This window comes from Bradyrhizobium sp. LeoA1Lang (genome assembly GCF_055413685.1).
This window is the reverse complement of the sequence record NZ_JBVAPG010000073.1, coordinates 1-24558: the sequence shown is the minus strand read 5'-3', so window position 1 is coordinate 24558 and position 24558 is coordinate 1. Positions and strand designations below refer to the sequence as shown.

Here is a 24558-nt window from a genome sequence, read left to right as displayed (position 1 = left end):
AATTCCGTCTAATCGGATCATGATCTAATGTCGAAGGAAGCGGAACTGCTGCGTGCCGTGCTCGCGCGGATCCGGGCTGCGCTCGGCGATGCGATAGCCCTGGTGCGCAGCGAGGAAGGCTTGCGCCGGAATCCAGTTCCTCGCGTACCTGACGAGCTTGTCCTTCGACGTCGGCAGCGCTCCCGGTCCGTTGTCGCTGAGGAACGATGTCTGCACCTCTGCTTTGGGGTCGGCGTCGCTGATCGGCACCCGATACCATGCCATCGCCGCCGGCTGCGTGGCGCACAAGGCCCGGATGGTCTCAGTTGCTTCCGGAACGTATTGGATGGCGCCGTTCGAGTGCATCAGCTCGATCTCTCCGAGCCAGTCAGCGGCTTCATGGATGTCGCTGAAGAACATCAGCCGATTGGTCGCCAACTGACGCGCGCGGCGCGCCATGGCCGGCGTTTCCACCACTGCCCAGCGGATGTCCGGCGCCTGCTTGCGGGCGAGCTTGTAATGCAGGCCGGCGCCGCCTCCGAAATCGAGCACTGACTTGATCCCGGCCACCAGCGGCCAGTCGCCGGTAGGATCGTAAGCGATGGTCTTGTGCAAGATCGTCTCGACCAACTCCTCGCTCTCATAGCCCTCGATGACTTCGCGAGGCGGGAACAGCTTGCGTTTTACTCTCTGTATCAAGGTCATCGACGCCTCCCGTCCAAGCTTTTCTCGGCAGTGCCCACCTCCCTACTGTCAGAAACATTTGGAAACAATTCGACCGGGTGCGAATTCCGGTCGCGCCCCTCGCCTGGCGCAGAGGAAGAGGCGTGTGCGAGCCTTGCGGTGGACGCCACGTCGGTAACTGATGCAGCCAGCCGGGCCACAGGGACTCAGGCTTCACAATGATACCGACGGCTAAGGCAGCGGAGGCTCCCGGTCTTGAGGTCCGGGCGCTATTTTCCAGCAAATGCGTGGACACCGCCATTCGGCCCTGTCGGTTCGCCCCGAGTGGTCGTATTCCGGGGCTCGGGAGGCCCGCCTGCCGGATTTCAAGAAGGCTGGCAGTGGCCCCCAGTCGGGACCCCAGCCTTATGTTTTTCCTGTTATTTTCCGCTCTGCCATGCTGGCGACAGGCCTATGATTATATTAAAGAAAGGCCAGATGGCCGATGCCGCGCCAAGACGGTCCCATAGCTCAACTGGATAGAGTAGCGGATTTCTACTCCGCGGGTTGCAGGTTCGAATCCTGCTGGGATCGCCACTTCATTTTGGTCCGTTCCGGACACATGGGTTACGGTTGGTACCGGAGACAAGGGTAACAGTTTGGTCGTCTTGCGTCATGTGGGGCACGTTTCGATGCGACCGCATCGCGCTTTCCTTGATATCAGGGTCAGACCTAGTTTTAGGGTTGCGGCATCTGAGGAAGCAGCCAATAGTTGAGAAAACTGGGGGCCATCCATGGGGCAACAACAATTTGAGTTCACCGCATTTGCCACGAACCGTCGCCGAAAACGAAACCCTTATGGTTCTCGCGATCCCGGGTTTTGAAGGCTCGGCTGGCACGCAATATCGATTTCTTCGGAGCGCGCGCCAATTGCGCGACCACGAAGACGCGCCGCCGCCGGCCTGTGACTGACATTCGGTAAGATTCCACTCGCGTTTAGGGGGCAAGATGGATTTTCTGGAAGCTTGGCGTCAACGCGCCACGCAAGTCACATCCGGCTGGCGGGACGCCACGCGCGTGGCCTCCGGACGCGTCCGTAACTCAATAGCAGCCGGGCTGAGCGCGACCGCCTCTGTTGCCGGCGAGGCGTATACGGCCGCGCTCGATTGGAAGAACAACAGCGAATTCAGCAATTGGCTGGCAGATCACCTGAGCAACCAGTACGCGACCGTCGCCAGCAAGGCTATGGATGCTGAGTATCTTCGCACACACATCGGCGGCGGCTGGCACAGGCTCTACGATGGTGGCCACACCCTTGCGGGTAGTTGGAAGGCCGTTGGCACGGCGTTGCCCGACCTTGGCGCGCTGGACCAACTTGGCACCTGGGCGAACGAATATTGGAAAGACTTAATCACGGCTCGCGGTATGCCGATCGTAATCCTCGATCATGCCGATCAAGTCAGCGAATACTTCAAGCACTTAGATTGTGTAAACGTGGCTCAGCTTGTAGGTGGCGACATTTGCGGCGTGTCAATCTACTGCAACTGGAACGACCCGGCCAAATTAGTCGCATCGGCCACGGCTACTCAATGCAGCGGCATTGTCTACGCCAACGTAGTGGCCCCGCTTGTTGGTTTAATCGCCCTCGGGCGAGCCTATTTCCTGGTTAGGGAATCTGAGCACGATGATCTCCAAGACCTGATTGAGCCAGCATTGAAAGGTCTGGCGCGGAGCGGCGCTACCGTTTTGCTAATCACCGTCATACCGGGTGGCTTCTTGGTGCACCTTAGTAGCGGCATCGTGATTAGCCTCGCCCATGGTTACGTTTGGGACAAGGGCCGCGAGAACAAAGAGGCGATTTTGACAATGATGAAGGGCCGCCTCGCTAATTTACAAAATGGAGTGCCCGGGCTTCGGGGCCTTCCGCTCTTGCCCCAAAACGATGGGGCGGCCTAGAATTGGTCCCCAATCCTGCTCGGCGGCGCCCGGTCGGCACAAGCAAGGCGGCGCGGCAATCACTGCCCTGCTCGTCCAGGACGGCCGGCGAGTTACGCGACCAGGCACCCAAGCCTATCATTTCAAATGTAGCGCGAGGGCGGCGCACCCGCTCGACTTTCATCATGGGATACTCCAAGGGAAGGCTTGCTTGCCTCCTGTTGGGAGCATCGCCCCGAGCCTGCACCTGCTGGTCGTTCGAAGTTCTTTCCCAATCCGTTACCGGACGGGGCTGTTCGATCCGCAAGGGCAACGCGTTCGCGGACAGGTAGAACCATCGTCCCGGCCTAGCCGGCGAACGAAGCCGCGGGATCCCGGGAAAAGGTCGGCAGCGGGGCTCCCACGCAAGGGGATCAGCCCGGTCGCTCCTGAGATATCCGGTCGCTGCAACGCGGAATCTCAGCCTTAAGTAGTGGCAGTGGTTTCCCGGATATATCGCGATCACAGCTCAGCGTAGAAGGTATCCAGAGAATGCACGCGTGCGTATGGGAGTTGCGTAATTGCGGCAGAAGCTCCGGATTTCCAGGAACCAACGATCACTATTAGAGCTATTTTCACCCGATCTACTCGAACAGCTCGCCGAGTTGGAATGGTTGAGAGAGCAGGTCAGGCAAGCGGAAAAGCTGAATCCGCAGCAGATACTGACTCAATTCAAGGCTTACCGGCAGCAGAAGGCGACCAAGGCCAGGCGGACCGCGCACTAGTCTTCCACACCCACGACGGCCGGCAGATCGATCTCCGTTTGGCTGCCTTCGACGACGGCTGCGCTACGCCTGACGATGAAGACGATCCGCGCCGTTCAGGACACGCGCGCGTCCGAAAGCGAGCCCAATAGATCTTCAACGAGGTGGTCGATCAAGGCCAAGGCAATGGCAGGCTTGGCGACGTCCACGTCGTCCACATGCCAGTATCTCACCCTGTCCGCCATCTCCGGAAAACGCCGTTCGATGAGCGGCCGATGCTCTGCTTCCTTCAGCGCGATGATGAGATCCGCGCTCTCCAGGTCAGGCAGGGTACAGGGTTGAGGGTACCGCAAGTTTCCGACCGGCCGGACGCCCCTGGCCTGGAGACCATCGAGAGCGAAAGGCGACATTGGGCCGACATTGTTGGGCGATCCCCTCTCCGCGGCCCCTTTCGAGAAGGCGCGCCAGTTCAACTCGGCCAGCCCTGCGCGGTGATTGAACAGCTCCTCTGCAAACCGGCTGCGGTAATAATTGCCTGTGCACAGGAACAACAGATGATGAGCCATCGCGAAAGAATCATGAGCTGAGAGAGGGCGCCGCTACGCCGATTGATATCGATGGTCGCTTTGTTGCGCAATTGCGCGACGGCTGCAGAGCGGTTCGCAAGGTGCGAATTTGATCATCAAATCATCTTGCAGACGATGATGCACCCTTACACGGATTCGTCATTGTTGAGGCACGTTTTGTCGCAGCGTACCCGGCGGGATGCGGGTGGATAATGAGCGATCATTAATGAGGTTGGGATCGTGATGGAGTCATGTCATGAGACGAACCGAACTCAAGCGGATGAGTTCTGACCGCCTGTGGACGTTGCGTGTCGAACTCGCTGACGTCCTGCGACTGAAGATTCAGTCGATGAAGGCGCAGTTGGAAGATCGTCTGAAGAAGCTGCGGACTCCCACTTCGGCGCGCCGGCCATATCCGGAGATACAGCCCAAGTACCGCAATCCTGCTCAGCCATCAGAAACCTGGGCTGGTCGAGGCAAGAAGCCGCGATGGCTGGTCGCGCAGCTAAGGTTGGGAAAACGGATCGACGATTTCAAAATCAAGGTGCGGAAAAAGAGCCGGATCGCCGTCCGCCTGGCGCGCATCAGCAGGTAGTGTCCGCGTGCCGAGGAACGAAACCGCGGGCGTTGCGTCGAATCCCAGCTTCCGGTCGAACGCCCCCTACCCCCACCGGCCGGAGGAAAACCTCCAAGGTTGGCGGCCCCAGCGCACCTGGGGCCGTTTGATGAGGTGCACGCTCGGGCAAAGACATCTTCCGGGGCAACGCTCTGCGGCTCGCGCGACCGTTGGAGAGGCACGCGGGAGGCGCCTTGGCATGGTTAATCCCTGGTTGCCGAATTTGGCAAAGGTCTTGCTAATCGCTGCTCCGACACTGCAGCCCCGACGGGGCTGCGCCGAGTTGGATCAAGCGGGAGCAATGCCCATGGGTGCCGCGTCTCAGACTGGGAATTCCAGCATCACCGCGTTACGTGACGTCCTCGTCATCCAGACAATGCTCGAGGATCTGCAAAGGTCTGTCCGGATCCTCGATTGCGATATCGCGACGGAGGAAGCCACCGGAAGGGTCAGCAACGCTGCGGACCCGCGATATCCGCTGCTCGCCAAAACGCTTTCGACGCGCCGGGACAATCTCAAATCGACCATCCGGGCGCTGAGCGACCGCTTGGGCCAACTGACGTCGATGGCGTAGCTACCCCCTGTTTCACGCCCCCCACCCGCAACCGGGTGAAAGGCGGGCCGCCGGTTATGGGGCGGCCAGAGGGAGAGACGGGCAGGTTTGCGCCCAGCGCCTTGCTGCCATCGCCGGCATGCCTTAAGGCGGCTCGCAGATTCCCGTCCGCGATTCACTGGAACTCGATGCGAAAACTGCTTGTCACACTCTCGGCCGCCCTTCTGGTGGGGGCCTGCCTGCTCGTACTCAGGAACGAACTGCACGCAAGGCCCGCCACGCAGTGCGGCTTCTGGGGCGAGATGGAAGCCGGAATGTCCTGCCGGTGAAATTCGCCGCCGTTCGCGGCCTTGGAACAATGGCCGAAATTGGGGCAGAGCTGACGCGAGCGGCGAAGATCAATGCCGCCGCGTGGTTTGGCCCCGCCAACCACGCCCCGAGCAAAACCCGGGCGCGCCAATTCCCAAAACTTGGTCTCGTTGCCATCGTCGGAGGTGAGGTGTTGCTGGCGCCCGCCTCACCCGACCGTCGGTCAACCTGATCTCTTCACCGGTCGCGGGCGCGCCGACATTCCCCAAATGGGAACTGTCCGATGATTTTCTCTGGCGTTCGAGGGCGATATGGCCGGTCTGCCGAGTCTTGCGCCGGCAACTATCTGAGTACCAGCCGCGCCAATAGTGCCGCCAGTTCGCCCTGCCGCGACACGCCTACCTTGGAGAATACGCGCTTGAGGATGGTCCGGGCGCTCTCCTCGGTGATGCCGAGCTTGTCGGCGGCGTCGCGCGGCGACTGGCCGGTACCGACCAGCGCCGTCACCCTCGCCTCGCCCAACGTCAGGCCGAGCACATCGCGGATCAGCGAGGGGTCCGGTGGGCTGCTGTTGTCGGGGTCGACGACGAGGATAAGCAGCCTGGCCTGGGTCAGGAACTGGTTGATGCTGTTGGCCGCCATCGAGACCGGCAGGACATAGAGCGCAAGCGGCCGTCCCGACGTCCGCCGGTGCACGATGATCGGCTTTTCGCCAGCCAGAACATCCTCGGGGCGGTACGCCGCGAGACGTTTCATGGCCGCGGAGGCCGGCGAATTCAGCGCCAACGATCCCGCGGCAAGCTTCTCCTCCACGATCTCGAGACCATCCCCGAGCAGCGACTCCGCCTTCGGGTTGGAGAAGATCACGCGGCCGACCGAATCGAGCACAAAGACCCCGGTTCCCAACCTCGCCAGCGCTGCGCCGAGGCCAAGCTTGCTCAGTTCGGAGTCCATCAGGCGGATACCAAGGCGAAGCGACCGCTCGACGTGGCGGCCGAGTTGGGCCACGAGATCAAGCTCGGCGTCGCTATAGGCGGGCTTGCCGCTCGCGCGCTGGATGCTCATCGCCACCTCGATCTTCGCATCCGGCGAGACCGTTGCGGCGGCGAAATATTTCAGGCCGTGTTTCCGAAGCAGCTCGGAATAAAAGGGGTCGGTTGCGATGTCCTCGTCGGAGACGACGTCACGGTCGGTCAGGACGTCACGATTGAAGAAATAGCCGCGCTCGCGCGCACGGATCGCGCGGATATCCCGAAAAGTCCACTCGCGCATGTATTCTTCCGCGATCACATCGAGCGAGGCGGATTGGATGGCGCCAAAACTTCCGTCGTCCCTGCCATAGAGCAGGATAGCGCCGACATCGTCGAGGCAATCGGCAATGCTCTGCAGGGCCACCGGCCAATGCGACGGTTCCGCCGCGGATTGATAGATGGCGTCGATGGCCTTCAGCAGGTGATGCGACATTGGAACCGACAAACCGAACGACGAGTGAACGCGCGGCAATCAATCACGAGGATTGAATGCCCCGCACAATACATTTGGATGTCAGGAAACGATAACGGGCAAGTCCGTACGATCACGGCCTTTGCACGGGTAACCGCAACCACTGACGACCCATCGCGCTTCGTCGTCCCGTAAGGCGCCGATCACCGCTTATCGAACGGAATATATTGCTGGTACTGCTTCGGCACCGAGCTGCGGTAGCGGGCAGGCACGGTTCCGGTATCGATCGAATGCTCAATCTCCTGCTGCCGCGTCCGTTTCTTTGCGGCGGTCTTTTTCTTCTTGGGCGCAGCCTTCTCGGTGGTGGACGGATTCGTATCCGGCTGGGTGGCGGCTGGCGTTGTCGTGGCGGCCGGCGCCGTGGTCGCGGCAGGTGGTGCCGTGTTCGCGGCCGGCGCGGCGGTGTCAGTTCCGGTCGCCGGGGCGGTCTGAGCCAGTGCGTAGCTGGAATAGGACATCAACATGAGCGCCGCGGTGGCCGCGGCAAGGCTGGAAAACTTTTTCATCTGAAAACTCCAATAGTGTCGAACGCCGGGCGCTTCGTCCAATGCGCGGCATTTGACCACGAAAGCCCGCCTCGCGCCAACGCGGAGGGTCCGCGCGAATCTCAGGTGACAGCGGTTATGTTGCCGCGGTCACACTCGATGCGCGCTGACCTGTCAGTCGACGGGGAGCCTAGCCGGGCGACGGCTGTTCCGCGTGCGCACGTGCGCGCTCCGGCCTTGCATCCCTGGTGCAGGTCGTCATGACGAAGGCGATGCGGCTGCATTGCCACCCCGGCCCGAGCGCCGCGCTCGCCACCGTCTCCTGAGAAAGGCTGCCGGCCGAAAGCAGCGCCACGCCAAAACCGATCACCACGATGACGGCCAGCAGCGCTAGTCCCTTGCGGCTATAGAGTTGGTGGATCATGCGATCGTTCCTGTTCAGTTGGCGCGGAGCATACGACCGAGTCGCCCCTCTCCCTGTGATCGGCATCACAATTGCCCGCGGCGTTTTAGCGCTGGCCCCTGCGGCCTATTGCGCCGGCTGGATCACGTTGCAGTTGGTCCGTCCCGACATCAGGCAGTCCTGCATCTTGCTCGCCGCCGTCAGTTCGCGCGCCAACCAGAGGCCGGCTGCCAGCATGGCGGCCGCAATCACGAGACCGGCAATCGCGCCGCGGCGGCTGCCGCCTTCTCTCGGGTCTGTCATGATCGTGTCGGTTCCCACGCCGTCACTGTGAAAGAGATCGTGGTTGCAGTAGCTGCTTCGCAAGTAGCCATATGATCACAACAACTTCAGATCAAATCTGCAAAGTCTGGGCATAAGTGTCGCAAATCCGTTGCGCGCGTCCACGCGCTGTTCAAGAAGTAGGCGCCTTCCAAGAAGCGCGTGTGTGCGGAGCGTGCCATGGGTAAACAAGAAACGGGCTACGACTATCATCGATACAAAAAACTGCTGGTGGAAGCGGTCGACGAGAGCAAGCGGCTCGAATTGATCGAGCTTCTGATCCGCGAGAGGGCCCGCGACAAGCTCGAAGCGCAGCGGACGTCCGATCGCGTGGCCATCACGGCGCAGACGGTCGCCAGGGTGCTGGGAACCTCCCGTCAGCGCGACAACTTCTAGCTCGGCTAGAATTTTAGGGCAGTTCGACGCAAATTACCGTATTGCCCATGGCAATCACCGGCTCACTTCTGCTGCGCATCTCGTAGACCAGGAATGTGGTTGCCGCGCCACTCGTCAGCTTTAATCTCAGCAACTTGCCGCTTACGGATGGCTCCCCTGTTTGGCATGCCAATTGGACGCTGGCATTTTGCGCTGGGTTCACTTATGTGCTGCGCGAACCCGATTTTCGTCATCCCTCCAACAGCAGTGAAGATAACAAGGCTCTCTAGATGAGCGGCTTCAAGGAACCGAACTTTTCCGACCGCCAGAAGGCGGCGCAGCAGGCCCGGCAGAACATTCTGGATAAATTCCGCACCCGCCCCGGGCCCGATGATCCCACGGTGCAGGCGCGCGCCGCCGAGCGCGCGGCGATCGCGGCCGGCCGGGAGCAGGCTCGGCTTGCGCGCGAGGCGGCCAAGGCCGAGCAGCAGCGACTCGAGCAAGAGGCTGCCGCCGCGGAAGTGGCGCGAATCGCTCGCGAGAAGGAAGAGGAAGCCACGCGGCAGGCCGCGATCGAGGCCGAACAGAAGGCCAAGCGCGACGCGCGCTACGCCGCCCGCAAGGAACGCGGCAAGAAAAAGAAGTAACTCGCCGCATGCGAGGTGAAGCGGAGACCTCGTAGCCCGGGTGGAGCGTCAGCGTAACCCGGGACCGCTCGTAGACCTTAATGAAAATGTCCCGGGTTGCGCGTTCCGCGCCACCCGGGCTAGCACCTTGGCATAGTGCCCTCGCCGCGCGCCGCGCGCGGTGAAGACGAGACGGCGATCAGTTCTTCTTCATGCCGTCGTCTTTCTTCATCGCATCGTCCTTCTTCATCATCCCGTCGCTTTTCTTCATGCCGTCATGCTTCGACATGGCATCCTTGGACATGGCATCCTTGGACATCGTGTCTTTCTTCATGGCGTCGTCCTTGCCCATCTTGTCCTGAGCAAAGGCTGCGGGCGAGAGCGCGACGCTGACGGCAACGAGAGCGGCGGAGACGCCGAGGCCGATACGGGTCGAGAAGGTCATGGTGGTCATCCTTGCTGAGGGTTGATCATGGAGCGACGTCTGCCGCTCTGACCTCGACGCGGCCGGAACGGCCCTTGTTACCCCCTCACAAAGTCTTGAAGGGGCGTGCGGACCGGAGTTGCCCGAAAATCAGGCACTCGCAGCCATCGGCCGCAGTGTGCGGTGCAACAATACCGCCCCTGGTGTGACGGTTGGCGCCAATGCACCGGGCCGCCTCAAACTATCAGACTAGAGAAAATTCTGGCAAAGTTCGCCTAAATGCGGCCCTCAAGTTCCGCCTTATCGCCAATCAAGAACAGCCTTTCCAATGGGAGAAACTTTATGCTCACTCGCCGCCACCTTTTTGCCTCGGCGCTTGCCGCGCCCGCGGTCCTGCGCTTCGGCATCGGTACCGCCCATGCCGCGACCACGCTGAAAATCTCGCACCAGTTCCCCGGCGGGACCATCGACAAGGGCGATTTCCGCGACCGGCTGTGCCGGATGTTCGCCGCCGAGGTGGCGAAGCGCTCGGGCGGCGAGATATCAGCCGAAGTTTATCCGAATTCCTCGCTGATCAAGACCAACGCGCAGTTCTCGGCCATGCGCAAGGGCGCGCTCGACATCAGCCTCTACCCGATGCCCTATGCCGGCGGCGAACTGCCGGAGACCAATATCGGCCTGATGCCGGGCCTGGTCACGACCTACGACCAGGGCCTGCGCTGGAGGAAGGAGCCGGTCGGCAAGGCGCTCTCCAACTTCCTGGCGGACAAGGGCATCATCCTCCTGACCTGGGTCTGGCAGGCCGGCGGCGTCGCCAGCCGCTCCAAGCCGATCGTGGCGCCCGAGGACGCCAAAGGCATGAAGGTGCGCGGCGGTTCCCGCGAGATGGACATGGTGCTGCAGACGGCCGGCGCGGCCGTGCTGTCGGTGCCTTCCAACGAGCTCTATGCGGCGATGCAGACCGGCGCCTGCGACGCCGGCATCACCTCCTCCACCAGCCTGATCTCGTTCCGCCTGGAAGAAGTCGCGAAATCGCTGACCTCGGGCGCCGGCACCTCCTACTGGTTCATGCTGGAGCCCCTGATGATGTCGAAAGCGATCTTCGACAAGCTGCCGAAGAAGCAGCAGGACATCATCCTTGCCGTCGGCGCCGAGCTCGAGGCCTTCGGCAAGAAGGGCGCGCAGGACGACGACGTCGAGGTCGCCAAGGTCTACGAGAAGGCCGGCGCCAAGGTCAGCGCGCTTGACGCAACCACCGTCAACAAGTGGCGCGACATTGCGCGCGATACCGCCTGGAAGGACTATGGTGCTAAAACCACGACGGCTGCCAACCTGTTGAAGCTCGCAAGCGACGTCGCCGCATGATGCATGGTCCGGTCGCGGATCAAGCCGAACGCCAGACCGCCGTCACGGGCAATGTACTCGTGGCGGCGCTGTCACGCGGGCTTGGCATCTGCAACAACATCATCGTCGTCTTCGCGTCCATCGCGCTGATCGCGGCTTGCGTGATCCTGAGCTACAGCGTGCTCGGCCGCGCTTTGTTTCACAGCCCGAACTACTGGCAGGACGAGGCTGCAGTTTTCCTGCTGGTCGGCGCGACCTTCATGACGGCCGCCTATGTGCAGGGCCAGCGCGGCCATGTCAGCATCGAGGCTTTCGTCGGGCTGATGTCGCCGCTCGCCAATCGCATCAGGCTGTGGCTGGTCGATGTCGCTAGCCTCGCCTTCTGCGCCTTCTTTGCCTGGAAATCCTGGACATTGGCGCATGAAGCCTATGTCGACGGCCAGGTCTCGAACTCGATGTGGTCGCCGCCGCTCGCGATTCCCTACGTGCTGATGGCGTTTGGCATGACGCTGCTGTGCCTGCAGCTCCTGCTGCAGATCATCATTCCCCTGATCGGTGGCGCACGCCGATGACTGTGCTTGGCATCGGCATCAGTTACGGGCTTGCCACCCTGTTTGCGATGTTCTCGGGCATGCCCATTGCATTTGCTTTGGGCGCGGTCGCGGTCGTGTTCATGGCGATCTACATGCCGACCGCCTCGCTCGATACCGTGACGCAGAACGTCTACGAGGAAATGGCCTCGATCACGCTGCTGTCGATCCCGCTGTTCATCCTGAAGGGCGCGGCGATCGGCAAATCCCGCGCGGGGCAGGATCTCTATTCGGCCTTGCACGCATGGCTGCATCGCGTGCCCGGCGGGCTTGGCGTGGCCAACGTGTTCGCCTGCGCGCTGTTTGCGGCGATGGCGGGATCCTCGCCCGCGACCTGCTCGGCGATCGGCTCGGCCGGCATTCCCGAGATGCGCAAGCGCGGCTATTCTGGCGGTTTTGCCGCAGGGATCATCGCCGCCGGCGGCACGCTCGGCATCCTGTTGCCGCCCTCGATCACCATGATCCTGTTCGCGGTCGCGGCGGAGAAATCGCTGGGACGCCTGTTCCTCGCCGGCATCGGGCCGGGCCTCTTGCTGGTGACGCTGTTCGGCGTCTACGCGGTGTTCCGTTTCCGTAAAGAGTATGCGGCCGCGCGTGCCGCCTATGACGCGACCGGCGCGGACTCCGCGATCCTGCAGCGCGACGAGTTCACGATGGCCGACCGCTTCAACGCGCTGCCCCGGGTGCTGCCGTTCGTGCTGCTGCTGACCGGCGTGATGATCGCGCTCTATGGCGGCTATGCGACGCCCTCGGAGACCGCCGGCCTCGGCGGACTGTTGGCGCTCGGGCTGATCGCGGTGATCTATAGCGTCTGGAAGCCGAGCGACCTCGAGCCGATCCTGAAATCCACCATCCGCGAGTCGACCATGCTGATGATGATCATCGGCATGTCGCTGCTCTATTCCTACGTGATGAGCTACCTGCACATCTCGCAATCGGCGGCGGAGGCGATCGTCGCGATGCACTTGCCGCGCTGGGAATTGCTCGTCGCGATCCTGCTCATGGTCGTCGTGCTCGGCTTCTTCCTGCCGCCGGTCTCGATCATCCTGATGACCGCGCCGATCATCCTGCCGCCGCTCCGCGCCGCCAATTTCGACATCATCTGGTTCGGCGTGGTGATGACCATCGTGATGGAGATGGGCCTGATCCATCCGCCAGTCGGGCTGAACATCTTTGTCATCCGCAACGTCGCGCCGGATATTCCCTTGAGGGAGGTGATCTGGGGCACGCTGCCGTTCGTGCTCCTGATGATGCTGGCGGTGCTGCTGCTCTGCTTCTTCCCGGGGATCTCGACATGGCTGCCGGATCTCGTGATGGGACCGGAGGGCGTGCGGTAACTCTCATCCGTCATTGCGAGCGAAGCGAAGCAATCCATTGCTTCCACGGACGCAAGCGGCGAGATGGATTGCTTCGCTTCGCTCGCAATGACGACGGTCAGTTGTAGGGTGGGCAAAGCGAAGCGTGCCCACCACTTCTTGCGGAGTGCGGATGGTGGGCACGCTTCGCTTTGCCCACCCTACGAAGTTAGCGTTTCTTCTTGGCGTTCAGCGCATTGGCGACACGGCTCACTGGTGGACGGCCGAGCAGGCGGCTGACTTCGTTCGTCGCGGCGAGCAACCTCTCCATGTCGACGCCGGTTTTGATGCCCATGCCTTCGAGCATGTAGACGACGTCCTCAGTTGCGACGTTGCCGGTCGCGCCGGGGGCATAGGGGCAGCCGCCGAGGCCGCCGGCGGCGGAATCGATGACGCGGACGCCCTCCTCCATGCCGGCGTAGAGGTTGGCAAGCGCCTGGCCGTAGGTGTCATGGAAATGCATCGCGAGATTTTGTGCCGGTACCTCGCCCGCGACCGCGCGCATCAGGTGCCGCGCCTTGACCGGCGTGCCGACGCCGATGGTGTCGCCTAGCGAGATCTCGTAGCAGCCGAGGTCCCACAACGTCCTGGCGACGTCGACAACGGCCTGTGGCTTGACCTCGCCGTCGAAGGGGCAGCCGAGCACGCAGGAGATATAGCCGCGCACCTCGATGCCATCGGCCTTGGCGCGCGCCAGCACCGGCTTGAACCGCTCGATCGATTCTGCGACCGAGCAATTGATGTTGGCGCGCGAGAAACCTTCGGAGGCCGAGGCAAACACCGCGATCACCTTGGCGCCGGCGGCTTGCGAGGCCTCATAGCCCTTCTCGTTCGGCACTAGCACGTGGAATTCGCCGGGAAGATGGCTCACGCCGCGCAGCACCTGGTCGGAGCCGACCATCTGCGGGACCGCCTTCGGCGACACGAAGGCGCCGACCTCGACGATCGGCAGGCCGGCGCCGATCAGGCGCTCGATGAAAGCGATCCGATCGGCGACGCTGATCGGCGTCTTCTCGTTCTGCAGCCCGTCGCGCGGACCGACCTCGACAATACGGACGCTGTCGCTCATCACGCGGCCACCGGTTCGACTTCGGCGAGCTCGACGCCCTCGCCGACGATATCGCCCACCTTGCATTTCAGCTTCTTCAGCACCCCGGCATACGGCGCGCGCAACGTCTGTTCCATCTTCATCACTTCCAGTGTCAGGATCGCCGCGCCCTTCTCCAACGTCGCGCCCTCCTCGGCGAGCAGGGCGACGACGGTGCCCGGCAGCGGCGCCACGATCTTGTCCTCGCCGACATGCTCCTCGGTCTCGCCGCCGAACGGATCGACCCAGTGCAGGTCGAAGCGGCCGTTGCGGGTGCGCAAGTAGAGCTCGTGACCTTCGATGACGGCGACGACACGGGATTTCGTGCCGTCGAGCGTCAGATCAAATCCGTCAACCCCGGACGGCGCCAGCGCCAGCGCGAACTCGCGATCGCCGACCGACACCGTCGACGGCCCGTTGCCATAGCGCAGCGTCACCTTCTGTTCCGCGCCCTGCCCCTGCCGGAACGAGAACACCCGCTGCCGTTGGCCAACCGGCATCCAGCCAAACGTCTGCCACGGCGAATGCGCCCCTTTCCGTGCAGCCTTCTGTTCCTCATTCAAGATCGCAGCCACTGCAGCGCACAGCTCGAACGCACCGGCGGCCCCACGTTCTTCCGTCAGGCTCTTCAGTTCGCGCTCGATGAAGCCGGTATCGATCGCATTCGCGACCACGGCAGGATGCGTTACCAGCGCCGACAGGAACGGGATGTTGGTGACGATGCCGCGAACATCGGTCTCTTGGAGCCCGCGATTGAGCTTTTCGATCGCGACCTCGCGCGTCGGCGCCCACGCGATCACCTTGGCCAGCATCGCGTCATAGTATGGCGAGACGTTATCGCCGCTGCGATAGCCGGAGTCGATGCGCAAGCCGTCACCCTCTTGCGGCGTGCGCCAGGTCTTGATGCGTCCGACCGAGGGCATGAAATTCTTCTGCGGATTTTCCGCATAAACCCGCGCCTCGATGGCGTGACCGTTAAGTTTGATTTCGTTCTGGCTCAGCGGCAGCTTTTCGCCGAAAGCGACCCGGAGCTGCCATTCGACGAGATCGACGCCGGTGATCAGTTCCGTGACGGGATGCTCGACCTGCAGGCGCGTGTTCATCTCGATGAAGAACACGTCCTTGCCGTCGGAGACGAATTCGATGGTGCCGGCGCCGACGTAATTGACGGCCGCGGCCGCCTTCCGCGCGGCGGCGCAGACGGTCTCACGCTGGGTGGCATTCAGCGTCGGCGACGGCGCTTCCTCGATCACCTTCTGGTGCCGGCGCTGCAGCGTGCATTCGCGCTCCCATAGCGAGAGCAGATTGCCGTGGCTATCGCCGATGATCTGCACCTCGATGTGGCGCGGATTCTGGACGTATTTCTCGATCAGCATGCGGTCGTCGCCGAACGCCGCCTTGGCCTCGCGCTTGGCGCTGACGATCGCAGCCGACAGCTCGGCCGCCGAATTCACCACCCGCATGCCGCGGCCGCCGCCGCCGGCGGAGGCCTTCACCAGCACCGGGAAACCAATACGCTCGGCGGCGTTCGCCAGCGTCGCCTCGTCCTGGGCCTCGCCATGATAGCCCGGCACCAGCGGGACATCAGCCTTCTCCATCAGCGCCTTGGAGCCGGACTTCGAACCCATCGCATTCATCATCTCGGCGGTCGGGCCGACGAACACCAGCCCTGCCTCGAGGCAGGCCTGTGCGAATTCAGCGTTCTCGGACAAGAAGCCGTAGCCGGGATGAACAGCCTCGGCGCCGGTCTCGCGCGCCGCTTCGATCACGCGCTGGATGTTGAGATAGCTGTCGCGCGCCCGTGCCGGACCCAGCAGCACGGCCTCGTCGGCGAGCGCGACATGCAGGGCGTCACGGTCGGCTTCGGAATAGACCGCGACGGTGCGCAGGCCCATGGCCTTGGCGGTGCGGATCACGCGGGCTGCGATCTCGCCGCGGTTGGCGATCAGCAGGGTGCGAAAACGCCGGTAGAGCTTTGAGCGGTCCATCGTCACATCCTGAACAGGCCGAATTTCGTCGGCTCGATCGGCGCATTGGCGGCGGCCGAGAGACCGAGGCCGAGCACGAGACGCGTGTCGGCGGGATCGATCACGCCGTCGTCCCAGAGCCGCGCGGTGGCGTAATAGGGATTGCCCTGGCTCTCATATTGCGCGCGGATGGGCGCCCGGAACTTCTCCTCTTCCTCCACCGACCAGGTGTCGCCCTTGGCCTCGATATTGTCGCGCCGGACCTGGCTCAGCACCATCGAGGCCTGCTCGCCGCCCATCACCGAGATGCGGGCGTTCGGCCACAACCAGAGAAAGCGCGGGCTGTAGGCGCGCCCGCACATGCCGTAATTGCCGGCGCCGTAGGAGCCGCCGATCACGACGGTGAATTTCGGCACGCCGGCGGTGGCGACCGCAGTGACGAGCTTGGCGCCGTCGCGCGCGATGCCGCCGGCCTCGTATTTCTTGCCGACCATGAACCCAGTGATGTTCTGCAGGAACACCAGCGGGATGCCGCGCTGGCAGCACAACTCGATGAAGTGTGCGCCCTTGAGCGAGCTCTCGCTGAACAGGATGCCGTTATTGGCGATGATGCCGACCGGGAAGCCCCAGATATGGGCAAAGCCGCAGATCAGCGTCGTGCCATAGAGCCTCTTGAATTCGTCGAATTCGGAGCCGTCGACGATCCGCGCGATGATGTCGTGAACGTCGAACGGTTTGCGGCCGTCGGAGGACACCACGCCATAGATCTCCTCGGCCGGATAAAGCGGCTCCCGCGGCTCGCGCATATTGAGCGCGGCGCGCGCCGGCGGCTTCAACGTGGCGACGATACGCCGGGCAATGCCGATCGCGTGCGCATCGTTCTGCGCGTAATGGTCGGTGACGCCGGATTGCCGCGAATGCACGTCGGCGCCGCCGAGCTCCTCGGCGGTGACCACCTCGCCGGTGGCGGCCTTCACCAATGGCGGGCCGCCGAGGAAGATCGTGCCTTGATTGCGCACGATGATGCTCTCGTCCGACATTGCCGGCACATAGGCGCCGCCGGCGGTGCAGGAGCCCATGACGATCGCGACCTGCGGAATGCCCGCGGCCGACATCTGCGCCTGGTTGTAGAAGATGCGGCCGAAGTGGCGCTCGTCCGGGAATATCTCGTCCTGCATCGGCAGGAAGGCGCCGCCGGAATCGACCAGGTAGACGCAGGGCAGATTGTTCTGCCGCGCGATATCCTGGGCGCGCAGGTGCTTCTTCACCGTCATCGGATAATAGGTGCCGCCCTTGATGGTGGCATCATTGGCAACGATGATGCATTCGCGGCCCGCAATGCGCCCCACCCCGGTGATCACGCTCGCCGAATGCACGTCGCCGCCATAGAGGCCATTGGCCGCGAGCGGCGACAATTCCAGGAACGCGGTGCCGGGATCGACCAGGAGGTCGACACGGTCGCGCGCCAGCATCTTGCCGCGCGAGGTATGCCTGATACGGGACGCCTCGCCTCCCCCGCCCGCAACCTGGCTGAGCTTGTCGCGGAGCTCGGCCACCAGGCCGCGCATCACCTCGGCATTGCCGGAAAATTCCTGGGATTTGGGATCGATCGTGGAATGAAGCTGCATGTTGCGCTTTTCTGCCGCGTGTTTCGACAATCTTCAAACTAGAATATCGCGCCTTGTCGCGCGATAGGCTCCGCCGCCCAAGCCTGATGATCCCGTCTTGCGGAAATTGACCATCACCGCCGGGTTCGAGGCCATGAGTCCTCCTATCGTCTTGGGTTTTTATAACGAACGATCATACGTTTTTTTATCGCCGTCTCAAGAGGCTCGATCTTGAGCAAATGCCTACGCTATAGCACGTTGTTTTCACTTGATTTTCCGGCTATAAACATACGATCGTTCGCTAGTTTCCTTAACTTCCCAACGCTCCTGCGAGGGTTCCGATGGCGCGCACGATCGGCTCACACGGCCCAACGACGCTGGAGGCGATCCGGAAAGCTGGAACGCGCCTGATCTTCGAGCATGGCTACGAGGCCATGAGCCTGCGTCAGCTCGCCGCCGAGGTCGGCATCCAGGCGGGATCGCTTTACAACCACATCAGCACCAAGCAGGAATTGCTGTTCGACCTGGTGCAGCACCATATCAACGAACTGCTGCGACAGCTCGATCTTGCGCTCGACGGCAAGACTGGCGCGGTGGAAAAACTCCGCGCCTTCGTCGCCTTCCACGTCAGCTATCACATGACGCGCAAGCGTGAGGTCTACATCGCCAATTCCGAGCTGCGCAGCCTGGAGCCGAAGAATTACGCTGCGGTCATCGCCTTGCGCGAGGCCTATGAGCGGCGCCTTGCCGACATCCTCGAAGAAGGCGTTGCGCAGGGCGTCTTCGACCTGGTGGACGTCCAGGTCGCGACCTTTGCGATCCTGGCGATGTTGACCGGGCCCTGCACCTGGTATCGCCCGGGCGGCCGGCTCTCGAAGGAAGCCATCATCGCCACCCATGAAAAGCTGGTGCTGTCGGGCATTGCGCCGCAGGCAGCCGCTCCCCCTGCCCGCTCTCCCCGCAAGGCCACCCGGCGCGTCGCCGCCGAGTGACTCGCTCGTCAACGCACGAGGCATCCATGACAGAGCTCGACGAGATCGACCGGAAGATTTTGTCCGAGCTGCAGCGGGACGGCCGGCTGCGCTACAACGATTTGGCGCAACGGGTCGGCATCTCCGCGCCGGCCTGCCTGCGCCGCGTCCGCGCGCTGCGTAGCCGCGGCGTCATCAGGGACGTCCGCGCGAGCCTTGACGAGCGGACGCTCGGCTATGAGGTGGTGTCCTTTGTCTTGATTCAGTTGACCAGCCAGAACCAGGTTACGCTGGAGGCGTTCGAGGCATCGATCGCCCGCCTGCCGCTGGTGCAGCAGTGCTGGCGCATTTCGGGCGAAGCGGACTTCCTGCTCAAGTGCGTGGCAACCGGTGTGCAGGGCATGCACCAGCAGCTCCTGCAATTCTCGGCGATGGCTGAGGTGCGCACCATCAGGAGCTTTCCAGTGCTCGGCGTCTCCAAGGACGCACCGCTGCCGCTCCCCGACATTCCGACGGCGGCCGATCCGGCAGGGTCGCGCGACCGGTGACCGCGCCCTGGGCCGAGGCTGTCTGGGCTCCTTCCCCCTGAAAGGGGGAAGGCTGGGATGGGGGTCAGCCCCGGGCACCGGTGCCAATGGAGAGAGAATCCCCACCCGGTTTGCGCGTGTCACGCGCAAACCGACCTCCCCTTTTCAAGGGGAGGTGAAATGCAGCCAGAGCCCGCAGGACCCTGTTGCGGGCTTCAGTGCGTCCAGGGCTCGCCGCGCCGGAACGAGAAATTGTCGGCATAGGCGATCTGCCGGTGGAGGGATTCCTTCGGCTCGAGCACCTGGTAAGGGATGCCCTTGCGTTCGCAATAGGCGATCGCCTCTTCCTTGGTCTGGAAGCGCAGCGTGAGCTGCTGCTTCATGTCACCGGACGAGGTCCAGCCCATCAGGGGCTCGACCATCCGCGGCTGTTCCGGCTCGTAGTCGAGCTGCCATTCCCTGGTCTTGGCACGCCCCGATTGCATCGCGTTTTTGGCGGGCTTAAAAATGCGTGCTGTCGTCATGGATCGTCGAACCTTCGGGGATTGTGCGACATGGAGCGTGTGGAGGGAACGCCCGGGATAGTATAAAAACACCTTTCACGGATGTGATGGGTGATTCCTGAACCCGGATGTTACCTTTCCGTCTGGTATAGCCATTCTACCGCGCTGTGACAATCTGGCCGCGGATGGGCTCGAGTGCCTCGCGGCGCGGCCTTCTCGAAAGCATCACTTCGAAGCGGGACCCATGAAAATCAACGCCACCCTGCCCGAAAAGGGACGCGACCTCCGGCTCGACCTGTTTCGCGGGGTCGCGAACTGGGCGATCTATCTCGATCATATCCCCGACAATGTGGTGAATTGGATCACCACGCGGAACTACGGCTTCAGCGACGCCGCCGATCTCTTCGTCTTCATTTCCGGCTATACCGCCTCCTTCGTCTATGCCCGGATGATGCTGGAGCGCGGCTTCGTCGTCGGCGCGACCCGGCTGACCAAGCGCGTCTGGCAGCTCTACGTCGCCCATATCATCCTGTTCGTGATCTACATCGCCGCAATCAGCTACCTGGCGTTGCGCTTCGGCGATTCCAACCTCATCAACGAGTTCAACGTCGCCGGCCTCGTCGATAACGCGACCGAGACCCTGCGCCAGGGCCTGTTCCTCAAATTCAAGCCGGTCAACCTCGACGTGCTGCCGCTCTACATCGTGCTGATGGGCCTGTTCCCGCCGGTGCTCTGGTTCATGCTGCGGCAACCGAACCTGACCATGCTCGCCTCGATCGCGCTGTGGCTGGTATCGCGCCAGGTGGGATGGAACCTGCCGGCCTATCCGGCCGGCGTCTGGTATTTCAACCCGTTCTGCTGGCAGGTTCTGTTCGTGTTCGGCGCCTGGTGCGCGCTCGGCGGCGCGCGCAAGAATGCCGACATCATCAACTCGCCCTACACGCTCTGGTTCTGCATCGCCTATATGATCTTCGCGCTGATCATGACCATGGCCGGCCGCTTCCCGGATTTCGGCGCCATGTTCCCCGACTGGCTCTATTCGGCCTTCAACCCGAACGACAAGACCAACCTTGCGCCCTACCGCTTCATCCACTTCGCGGTCATCGTCATCCTCGTGATCCGCTTCATCCCGAAGGACTGGTCGGCGCTGGAGTGGAAGGTGTTCGATCCGCTGATCGTCTGCGGCCAGCAGTCGCTCGCGGTGTTCTGCGTCGGCGTGTTCCTGTCCTTTGTCGGGCATTTCGAGCTGTCGATGAGCTCGGGTTCGCTGCTCGCGCAGATCTTCGTCAGCGTCACCGGCATCGCGATCATGACGATCGTGGCCTACTACATCTCCTGGTCGAAACGGCAGGACAAGCCGCTGCCGAAAACGCCGCCGACGCCGGCGAAGGCAACGTAGCGCCATCCTCTCCCTCTCCCCGTTCTCCACGGGAAGAGGGTTGGGGTGAGGGGCCGCTTCCGCGAACACGGTAGCAGATGGATTCGCGGAGACTCCCCCTCACCCGGATTCAAGCTGCGCTTGAATTCCGACCTCTCCCCGCAAGCGGGGCGAGGTAGATCTCAGGCCGGCGGCGGGGCGGTCGAGGCGACGATGCTCGCGACATCGCCATAAGTCCTGACCAGCGGCGCGACGACCTTGTGCATCCGGCCCTTCGACACGATCGTGTCATGCAGGATCAGGTTGTCGACCCCGGTGGCGAGGAAGCAGTTCACGGCGTCCTCCGGCGTCTCGATGATCGGCTCACCCTTGACGTTGAAGGAGGTGTTGATCAGCACCGGCACCCCCGTCAGCGCCTCGAACTCCTTCAAGAGCCGGTAGAGCCTGGGATTGGTCGCCTCGCGCACGGTCTGCACGCGCGCCGTGCCGTCGACATGGACGATCGCCGGAATCTTGTCGCGCCACTCGGGACGGACGGGCTTGGCGATCAGCATGAACGGCGAATCCTCCTCGCCTTCGAAGATCTCCGTCATCCGCTCGGCCAGCACGAGCGGCGCAAACGGGCGGAACGCCTGCCGGTGTTTGACGCGGCTGTTGAGGATGTCCTTCATGTCAGCCCGGCGCGGATCGGCGATCAGACTCCGGTTGCCGAGCGCACGCGGCCCGAACTCGGACGGCCCCTGGAACCAGCCGATCACGCGCTGGTCGGCCAGCAGCTTGGCGGTGTCGCGGCAGATATCGTCGCTGCGCCTGATGTCCACCTGCACGCGCACCAAAAACTTCTGCAGCGCGGCCGCGACCTCCGCCTCGCTATAGGGCCTGCCGACGTAAGCGTGCTCCATTACGAAGTTGCGCCGCTGCTTCAGGATCTCGAGCCAGCCGTAATAGGCGCAGCCGATCGCGGTGCCGTCGTCGCCGGCCGCGGGCTGGATCCACACATTTTCAAAACCGGCTTCCCGCGCAATCCGTCCGTTGGCCACGCAATTCAGTGCGACGCCGCCGGCGATACAAAGGTTCTTCGCGCCCGTGGTCTCGCGCAGCCAGCGCGCGCGGGCGAGCAGCACGTTCTCGGTGTCGTCCTGCACGCGCCAGGCGATGTCCTCCCAGTGACGCATCGCCGGGTTCTTCTCCCAACTGCCGCTGTCGAGCAGATAGGGTTCGTGGAATTCGCTCGTCCAGGGCGGCACATACAACTTGCCGTCGTTCATATCGAGGAGATGCTTGACCTGCTCGCGGCGGCCATAGGGCGCAAGGCCCATCAGTTCGCCGCACTTGTTCCAGTCGCCGAACACGTAGGACGAGACGCGGCTGTAGAGCGCGCCGAGGCCCGGCATGTTGTAGAATTCGTCGCTGAGCATGCCGCGCGAAGGCTCCATGAAGACCTTCTTCAGGCATTCCAACTTCTCGCCCGCGAAGTGGTAGTAGCTTTCGGATTCGCGCGCCAGCGGCGACGCCGCATCAGCATTCGGATATGTCTCCATGACGTCGGACTGATAGTTGCCAACGCCGTCGACCACCATCACCACGCCCTCATCGAACGGCGACACCGCAAATGCGCTGTAGGCATGCGCCAGATGGTGGGAGACCGATCGCACCTTGCCCGAGGTCGAACGAAACAGCGGATGTTTGGACGCCTCCTGCCGCTCGGGATACGGAAGAAAGCCGGCCATGTCCTGATAGATCAGACGCTCTTCCAGCTCCGGCACCGGCAGGATGTAGCAATTGCTGACGACCAGATCGACGTCATCGAGCGTGATGCCCTCGGCCTTGAGGCAATAGTCGATCGCCTCCTTGTGGAATCCGGATGCGTGCTTCTCGCGCGTGATCCGCTCCTTGGCGATCGCAAAGGCGATCGCTCCGTCGCGCAACAGGCAGGCGCTGACGTCATGATCGTAGGTGTTGAGGCCGAGGACATAGGTGTGCTGCTTGGGCATGGGGACTCGTCAGGCGGGAATCATCGCGTGGCTTAGGAGCGCGATCGTGTCGACATCAAGTTCTCTGCGGGATTTTGTCGAAATCTTTTTCGTCTTGGTTCGGTAGCGCACAAATCACTGGGTACGACGAAGATGAACAAGATGAACGATGGATGAACAGCAGGACAAACGATGCATTTCTGCAAGCGGGACCATAACTTGACCTTACCCGACCCGCCCAATAGAGTTTTTGCGAAGCGCAAGAACGTTCGACAAAATTTTGTCTTAGTGCATCTGAACTAGTGGCTGTCTCAAACGTCTAAGCAAGACAGTTCGGATTGTTTGGATGTATGGAAGTGACCGGGAGATTACTGAATGGTTAAACGCTACAATTTCCTGACGCGCTGCCTTGCCGCGGTGGCATTGCTGTTCGTCTATGTCGCCAGCACCTCGGCGATTTTGGTCGGCGCGACCACCTCGTCGGCGCAGGCGCAGTGGCGCGGGCGCGGCGGCGGTTATCGTGGCGGATATCGAGGCGGCGGATGGGGTTATCGCGGCGGCGGCTATCGCCGTGGCTGGTATCCCCGTGGTGGCTACGGCTACTATGGTGGTCCACGCTGCTGGTGGACCCCGCGCGGCGTTCGCGTCTGCAGGTAGTAGCGTAAGTCCGACGTTACTGCACTGGATCGAAGGAAAAAATCAGGTGCGTCGGAAACGGCGCACCTGATTTTCTTTTGGCAAGGAAGCTCTGGATTCTTGTTTTGACGCGTTTTCTTCACGCGAACCGGTATCCACTTCGCTCGAAAACGCTTGCGCGCGGCTCAGCTCTCGAGGATCGCGACCGCACGCGTCCAGCCGGCCGAAGCGCGCTCGATCTTTACCGGGAAGCACGACACCATGAAGCCGGTCGAAGGCAACAGTTCGAGATTGTGCAGCTTCTCGAGGTGGCAATAGCCGATGTGACGGCCGGCCTTGTGCCCTTCCCAGATCAGGCTGGCGTCCCTGGTGTCGGCATACTTCTTCGCGGTGTAGACGAACGGCGCGTCCCAGCTCCAGCCGTCGGTGCCGGTCAGCCGCACGCCGCGCTCCAACAGATACATCGTCGCCTCATAGCCCATGCCGCAGCCCGAGACGACGTAATCCTGCCGACCGAATTTCGCGCCGGCGCTGGTATTGACGACGACGATCTCGAGTGGCTGCAGCGTATGGTCGATCCGCTTGAGCTCCTCCTCGACGTCTTTGGCGGTCGCGACATAGCCGTCCGGCAGATGCCGGAAGTCCAGCTTGACGGCGGGCTGGAAGCACCATTCCAGCGGCACCTCGTCGATGGTCCAGGAGCGCTCGCCGCGATTCATCGTGGGATGGAAGTGCCAGGGCGCATCCAGATGCGTGCCATTATGGGTGGAGAGATTGACCTGCTCGACCGCCCAGCCCTGCCCGTCCGGCAGCTCTTCCGCTCGTAACCCCTGGAAGAATTCCAGCATGCGCGGCAGGCCCTGCTGGTGATCGATATACTGGATGGTCGGGTGGTTGCCCGGCGGATCGGCCGGCACGTCGTTCTGCAGGGGAACGGAGATGTCGATCAGTTTGCGTGCCATGGGGGCTCCTCGGTTTCTAGTGAGCAGTGAGTAGATTCCATGGGGCGGTGAGCGCGCCCTTTCCGGTAGGTTTGGGTTTCCACACTCGAACCATCGGAGAGTCTGATGCAAGCATCGACCAAGAGCACGCCCACCGCCGGCCATTGTGGCACGATTT

26 protein-coding genes and 1 tRNA gene are annotated in these 24558 nt (G+C 62.5%); 14 read left to right on the top strand and 13 right to left on the bottom strand.

The window, feature by feature from the left end; genetic code table 11:
• Positions 1–24 precede the first annotated feature (24 nt).
• Positions 25–684, bottom strand: coding sequence for a class I SAM-dependent methyltransferase (locus ACZYOF_RS23610; RefSeq protein WP_463717277.1), 660 nt, complete (start codon positions 682–684; stop codon positions 25–27).
• 478 nt (positions 685–1162) lie between these two features.
• Between ACZYOF_RS23610 and ACZYOF_RS23605 the strand changes: the two genes are divergently transcribed.
• From ACZYOF_RS23605 to ACZYOF_RS23595, 3 genes are all read left to right on the top strand, one after another.
• Positions 1163–1239, top strand: a tRNA-Arg gene (locus tag ACZYOF_RS23605).
• Positions 1240–1650: 411 nt separating this feature from the next.
• Positions 1651–2598 carry a hypothetical protein gene (locus ACZYOF_RS23600; protein WP_463717276.1) on the top strand — a complete coding sequence of 316 codons (948 nt, stop codon included), beginning with the start codon at positions 1651–1653 and terminating at the stop codon, positions 2596–2598.
• Positions 2599–3137: 539 nt separating this feature from the next.
• Positions 3138–3341, top strand: a complete 204-nt coding sequence (locus ACZYOF_RS23595) for a hypothetical protein (RefSeq protein ID WP_130580341.1) — start codon at positions 3138–3140, stop codon at positions 3339–3341.
• A 95-nt stretch (positions 3342–3436) separates the two neighbouring features.
• Here the strand turns inward: ACZYOF_RS23595 and ACZYOF_RS23590 are convergent, their stop codons facing one another.
• Positions 3437–3886: an arsenate-mycothiol transferase ArsC gene (locus tag ACZYOF_RS23590; protein ID WP_463717275.1), complete on the bottom strand. Its 450-nt coding sequence runs from the start codon at positions 3884–3886 to the stop codon at positions 3437–3439.
• A 256-nt stretch (positions 3887–4142) separates the two neighbouring features.
• On the opposite strand from ACZYOF_RS23590, the gene ACZYOF_RS23585 reads away from it, so the two are divergent.
• The gene (locus ACZYOF_RS23585) at positions 4143–4481 is read left to right on the top strand and encodes an H-NS histone family protein (RefSeq protein ID WP_463717274.1); all 339 of its coding nucleotides are present in this window, start codon (positions 4143–4145) and stop codon (positions 4479–4481) included.
• Positions 4482–4701: 220 nt separating this feature from the next.
• Complete coding sequence (locus ACZYOF_RS23580; RefSeq protein ID WP_463717273.1) at positions 4702–5076, top strand: hypothetical protein; 375 nt, start codon at positions 4702–4704, stop codon at positions 5074–5076.
• A 630-nt stretch (positions 5077–5706) separates the two neighbouring features.
• Here ACZYOF_RS23580 and ACZYOF_RS23575 read toward each other — a convergent pair.
• From ACZYOF_RS23575 to ACZYOF_RS23560, 4 genes are all read right to left on the bottom strand, one after another.
• Complete coding sequence (locus ACZYOF_RS23575; RefSeq protein WP_394567748.1) at positions 5707–6828, bottom strand: helix-turn-helix transcriptional regulator; 1122 nt, start codon at positions 6826–6828, stop codon at positions 5707–5709.
• A 182-nt stretch (positions 6829–7010) separates the two neighbouring features.
• The gene (locus tag ACZYOF_RS23570) at positions 7011–7373 is read right to left on the bottom strand and encodes a hypothetical protein (protein WP_463717272.1); all 363 of its coding nucleotides are present in this window, start codon (positions 7371–7373) and stop codon (positions 7011–7013) included.
• Positions 7374–7542: 169 nt separating this feature from the next.
• Positions 7543–7776, bottom strand: a complete 234-nt coding sequence (locus tag ACZYOF_RS23565) for a hypothetical protein (RefSeq protein WP_130580336.1) — start codon at positions 7774–7776, stop codon at positions 7543–7545.
• Between the two features lie 105 nt (positions 7777–7881).
• On the bottom strand, positions 7882–8058 hold the full coding sequence (locus ACZYOF_RS23560) for a hypothetical protein (protein WP_165421239.1): 177 nt from the start codon (positions 8056–8058) through the stop codon (positions 7882–7884).
• Positions 8059–8256: 198 nt separating this feature from the next.
• Here ACZYOF_RS23560 and ACZYOF_RS23555 point away from each other — a divergent pair, with 198 nt between their 5' ends.
• A complete protein-coding gene (locus ACZYOF_RS23555; RefSeq protein ID WP_130580335.1) occupies positions 8257–8472 on the top strand; it encodes a hypothetical protein in 216 nt (71 codons plus the stop codon).
• A gap of 269 nt (positions 8473–8741) precedes the next feature.
• Positions 8742–9098: a DUF6481 family protein gene (locus tag ACZYOF_RS23550; protein WP_282526588.1), complete on the top strand. Its 357-nt coding sequence runs from the start codon at positions 8742–8744 to the stop codon at positions 9096–9098.
• 178 nt (positions 9099–9276) lie between these two features.
• On the opposite strand, the gene ACZYOF_RS23545 is transcribed toward ACZYOF_RS23550, so the two are convergent.
• Positions 9277–9522: a pentapeptide MXKDX repeat protein gene (locus tag ACZYOF_RS23545; RefSeq protein ID WP_130583056.1), complete on the bottom strand. Its 246-nt coding sequence runs from the start codon at positions 9520–9522 to the stop codon at positions 9277–9279.
• Between the two features lie 321 nt (positions 9523–9843).
• On the opposite strand from ACZYOF_RS23545, the gene ACZYOF_RS23540 reads away from it, so the two are divergent.
• Genes ACZYOF_RS23540 through ACZYOF_RS23530 form a run of 3 tightly spaced genes read left to right on the top strand, consistent with a single transcriptional unit; the run spans position 9844 to position 12772 of the window.
• Positions 9844–10866 carry a TRAP transporter substrate-binding protein gene (locus ACZYOF_RS23540; protein ID WP_463717271.1) on the top strand — a complete coding sequence of 341 codons (1023 nt, stop codon included), beginning with the start codon at positions 9844–9846 and terminating at the stop codon, positions 10864–10866.
• The gene (locus ACZYOF_RS23535; protein ID WP_463717270.1) at positions 10863–11417 is read left to right on the top strand and encodes a TRAP transporter small permease; all 555 of its coding nucleotides are present in this window, start codon (positions 10863–10865) and stop codon (positions 11415–11417) included. Before ACZYOF_RS23540 ends, ACZYOF_RS23535 begins: the two co-directional genes overlap by 4 nt.
• A complete protein-coding gene (locus tag ACZYOF_RS23530; RefSeq protein WP_463717269.1) occupies positions 11414–12772 on the top strand; it encodes a TRAP transporter large permease in 1359 nt (452 codons plus the stop codon). Before ACZYOF_RS23535 ends, ACZYOF_RS23530 begins: the two co-directional genes overlap by 4 nt.
• 187 nt (positions 12773–12959) lie before the next feature.
• Here the strand turns inward: ACZYOF_RS23530 and ACZYOF_RS23525 are convergent, their stop codons facing one another.
• Genes ACZYOF_RS23525 through ACZYOF_RS23515 form a run of 3 tightly spaced genes read right to left on the bottom strand, consistent with a single transcriptional unit; the run spans position 12960 to position 17472 of the window.
• Positions 12960–13859, bottom strand: a complete 900-nt coding sequence (locus tag ACZYOF_RS23525; protein WP_463717268.1) for a hydroxymethylglutaryl-CoA lyase — start codon at positions 13857–13859, stop codon at positions 12960–12962.
• Positions 13859–15865, bottom strand: coding sequence for an acetyl/propionyl/methylcrotonyl-CoA carboxylase subunit alpha (locus tag ACZYOF_RS23520; RefSeq protein ID WP_463717267.1), 2007 nt, complete (start codon positions 15863–15865; stop codon positions 13859–13861). Before ACZYOF_RS23520 ends, ACZYOF_RS23525 begins: the two co-directional genes overlap by 1 nt.
• A 2-nt stretch (positions 15866–15867) precedes the next feature.
• A complete protein-coding gene (locus ACZYOF_RS23515; RefSeq protein ID WP_282531579.1) occupies positions 15868–17472 on the bottom strand; it encodes a carboxyl transferase domain-containing protein in 1605 nt (534 codons plus the stop codon).
• Between the two features lie 320 nt (positions 17473–17792).
• Between ACZYOF_RS23515 and ACZYOF_RS23510 the strand changes: the two genes are divergently transcribed.
• Complete coding sequence (locus tag ACZYOF_RS23510; RefSeq protein WP_130583049.1) at positions 17793–18443, top strand: TetR/AcrR family transcriptional regulator; 651 nt, start codon at positions 17793–17795, stop codon at positions 18441–18443.
• A 26-nt stretch (positions 18444–18469) separates the two neighbouring features.
• Positions 18470–18970, top strand: a complete 501-nt coding sequence (locus tag ACZYOF_RS23505) for an Lrp/AsnC family transcriptional regulator (RefSeq protein WP_282531581.1) — start codon at positions 18470–18472, stop codon at positions 18968–18970.
• A 194-nt stretch (positions 18971–19164) separates the two neighbouring features.
• Here ACZYOF_RS23505 and ACZYOF_RS23500 read toward each other — a convergent pair whose 3' ends face one another.
• Positions 19165–19473, bottom strand: a complete 309-nt coding sequence (locus ACZYOF_RS23500) for an ETC complex I subunit (protein WP_035691450.1) — start codon at positions 19471–19473, stop codon at positions 19165–19167.
• 223 nt (positions 19474–19696) lie between these two features.
• Between ACZYOF_RS23500 and ACZYOF_RS23495 the strand changes: the two genes are divergently transcribed.
• Positions 19697–20851 carry an OpgC domain-containing protein gene (locus ACZYOF_RS23495; protein ID WP_282531582.1) on the top strand — a complete coding sequence of 385 codons (1155 nt, stop codon included), beginning with the start codon at positions 19697–19699 and terminating at the stop codon, positions 20849–20851.
• A 161-nt stretch (positions 20852–21012) separates the two neighbouring features.
• Here the strand turns inward: ACZYOF_RS23495 and ACZYOF_RS23490 are convergent, their stop codons facing one another.
• Entirely contained in the window at positions 21013–22824 is a 1812-nt protein-coding gene (locus tag ACZYOF_RS23490) for a carbamoyltransferase family protein (RefSeq protein WP_463717266.1), read from the bottom strand.
• 354 nt (positions 22825–23178) lie between these two features.
• On the opposite strand from ACZYOF_RS23490, the gene ACZYOF_RS23485 reads away from it, so the two are divergent.
• The gene (locus ACZYOF_RS23485) at positions 23179–23460 is read left to right on the top strand and encodes a hypothetical protein (protein WP_130581761.1); all 282 of its coding nucleotides are present in this window, start codon (positions 23179–23181) and stop codon (positions 23458–23460) included.
• 164 nt (positions 23461–23624) lie between these two features.
• On the opposite strand, the gene ACZYOF_RS23480 is transcribed toward ACZYOF_RS23485, so the two are convergent.
• A complete protein-coding gene (locus ACZYOF_RS23480) occupies positions 23625–24401 on the bottom strand; it encodes a cyclase family protein (protein WP_463717265.1) in 777 nt (258 codons plus the stop codon).
• Positions 24402–24558 lie beyond the last annotated feature (157 nt).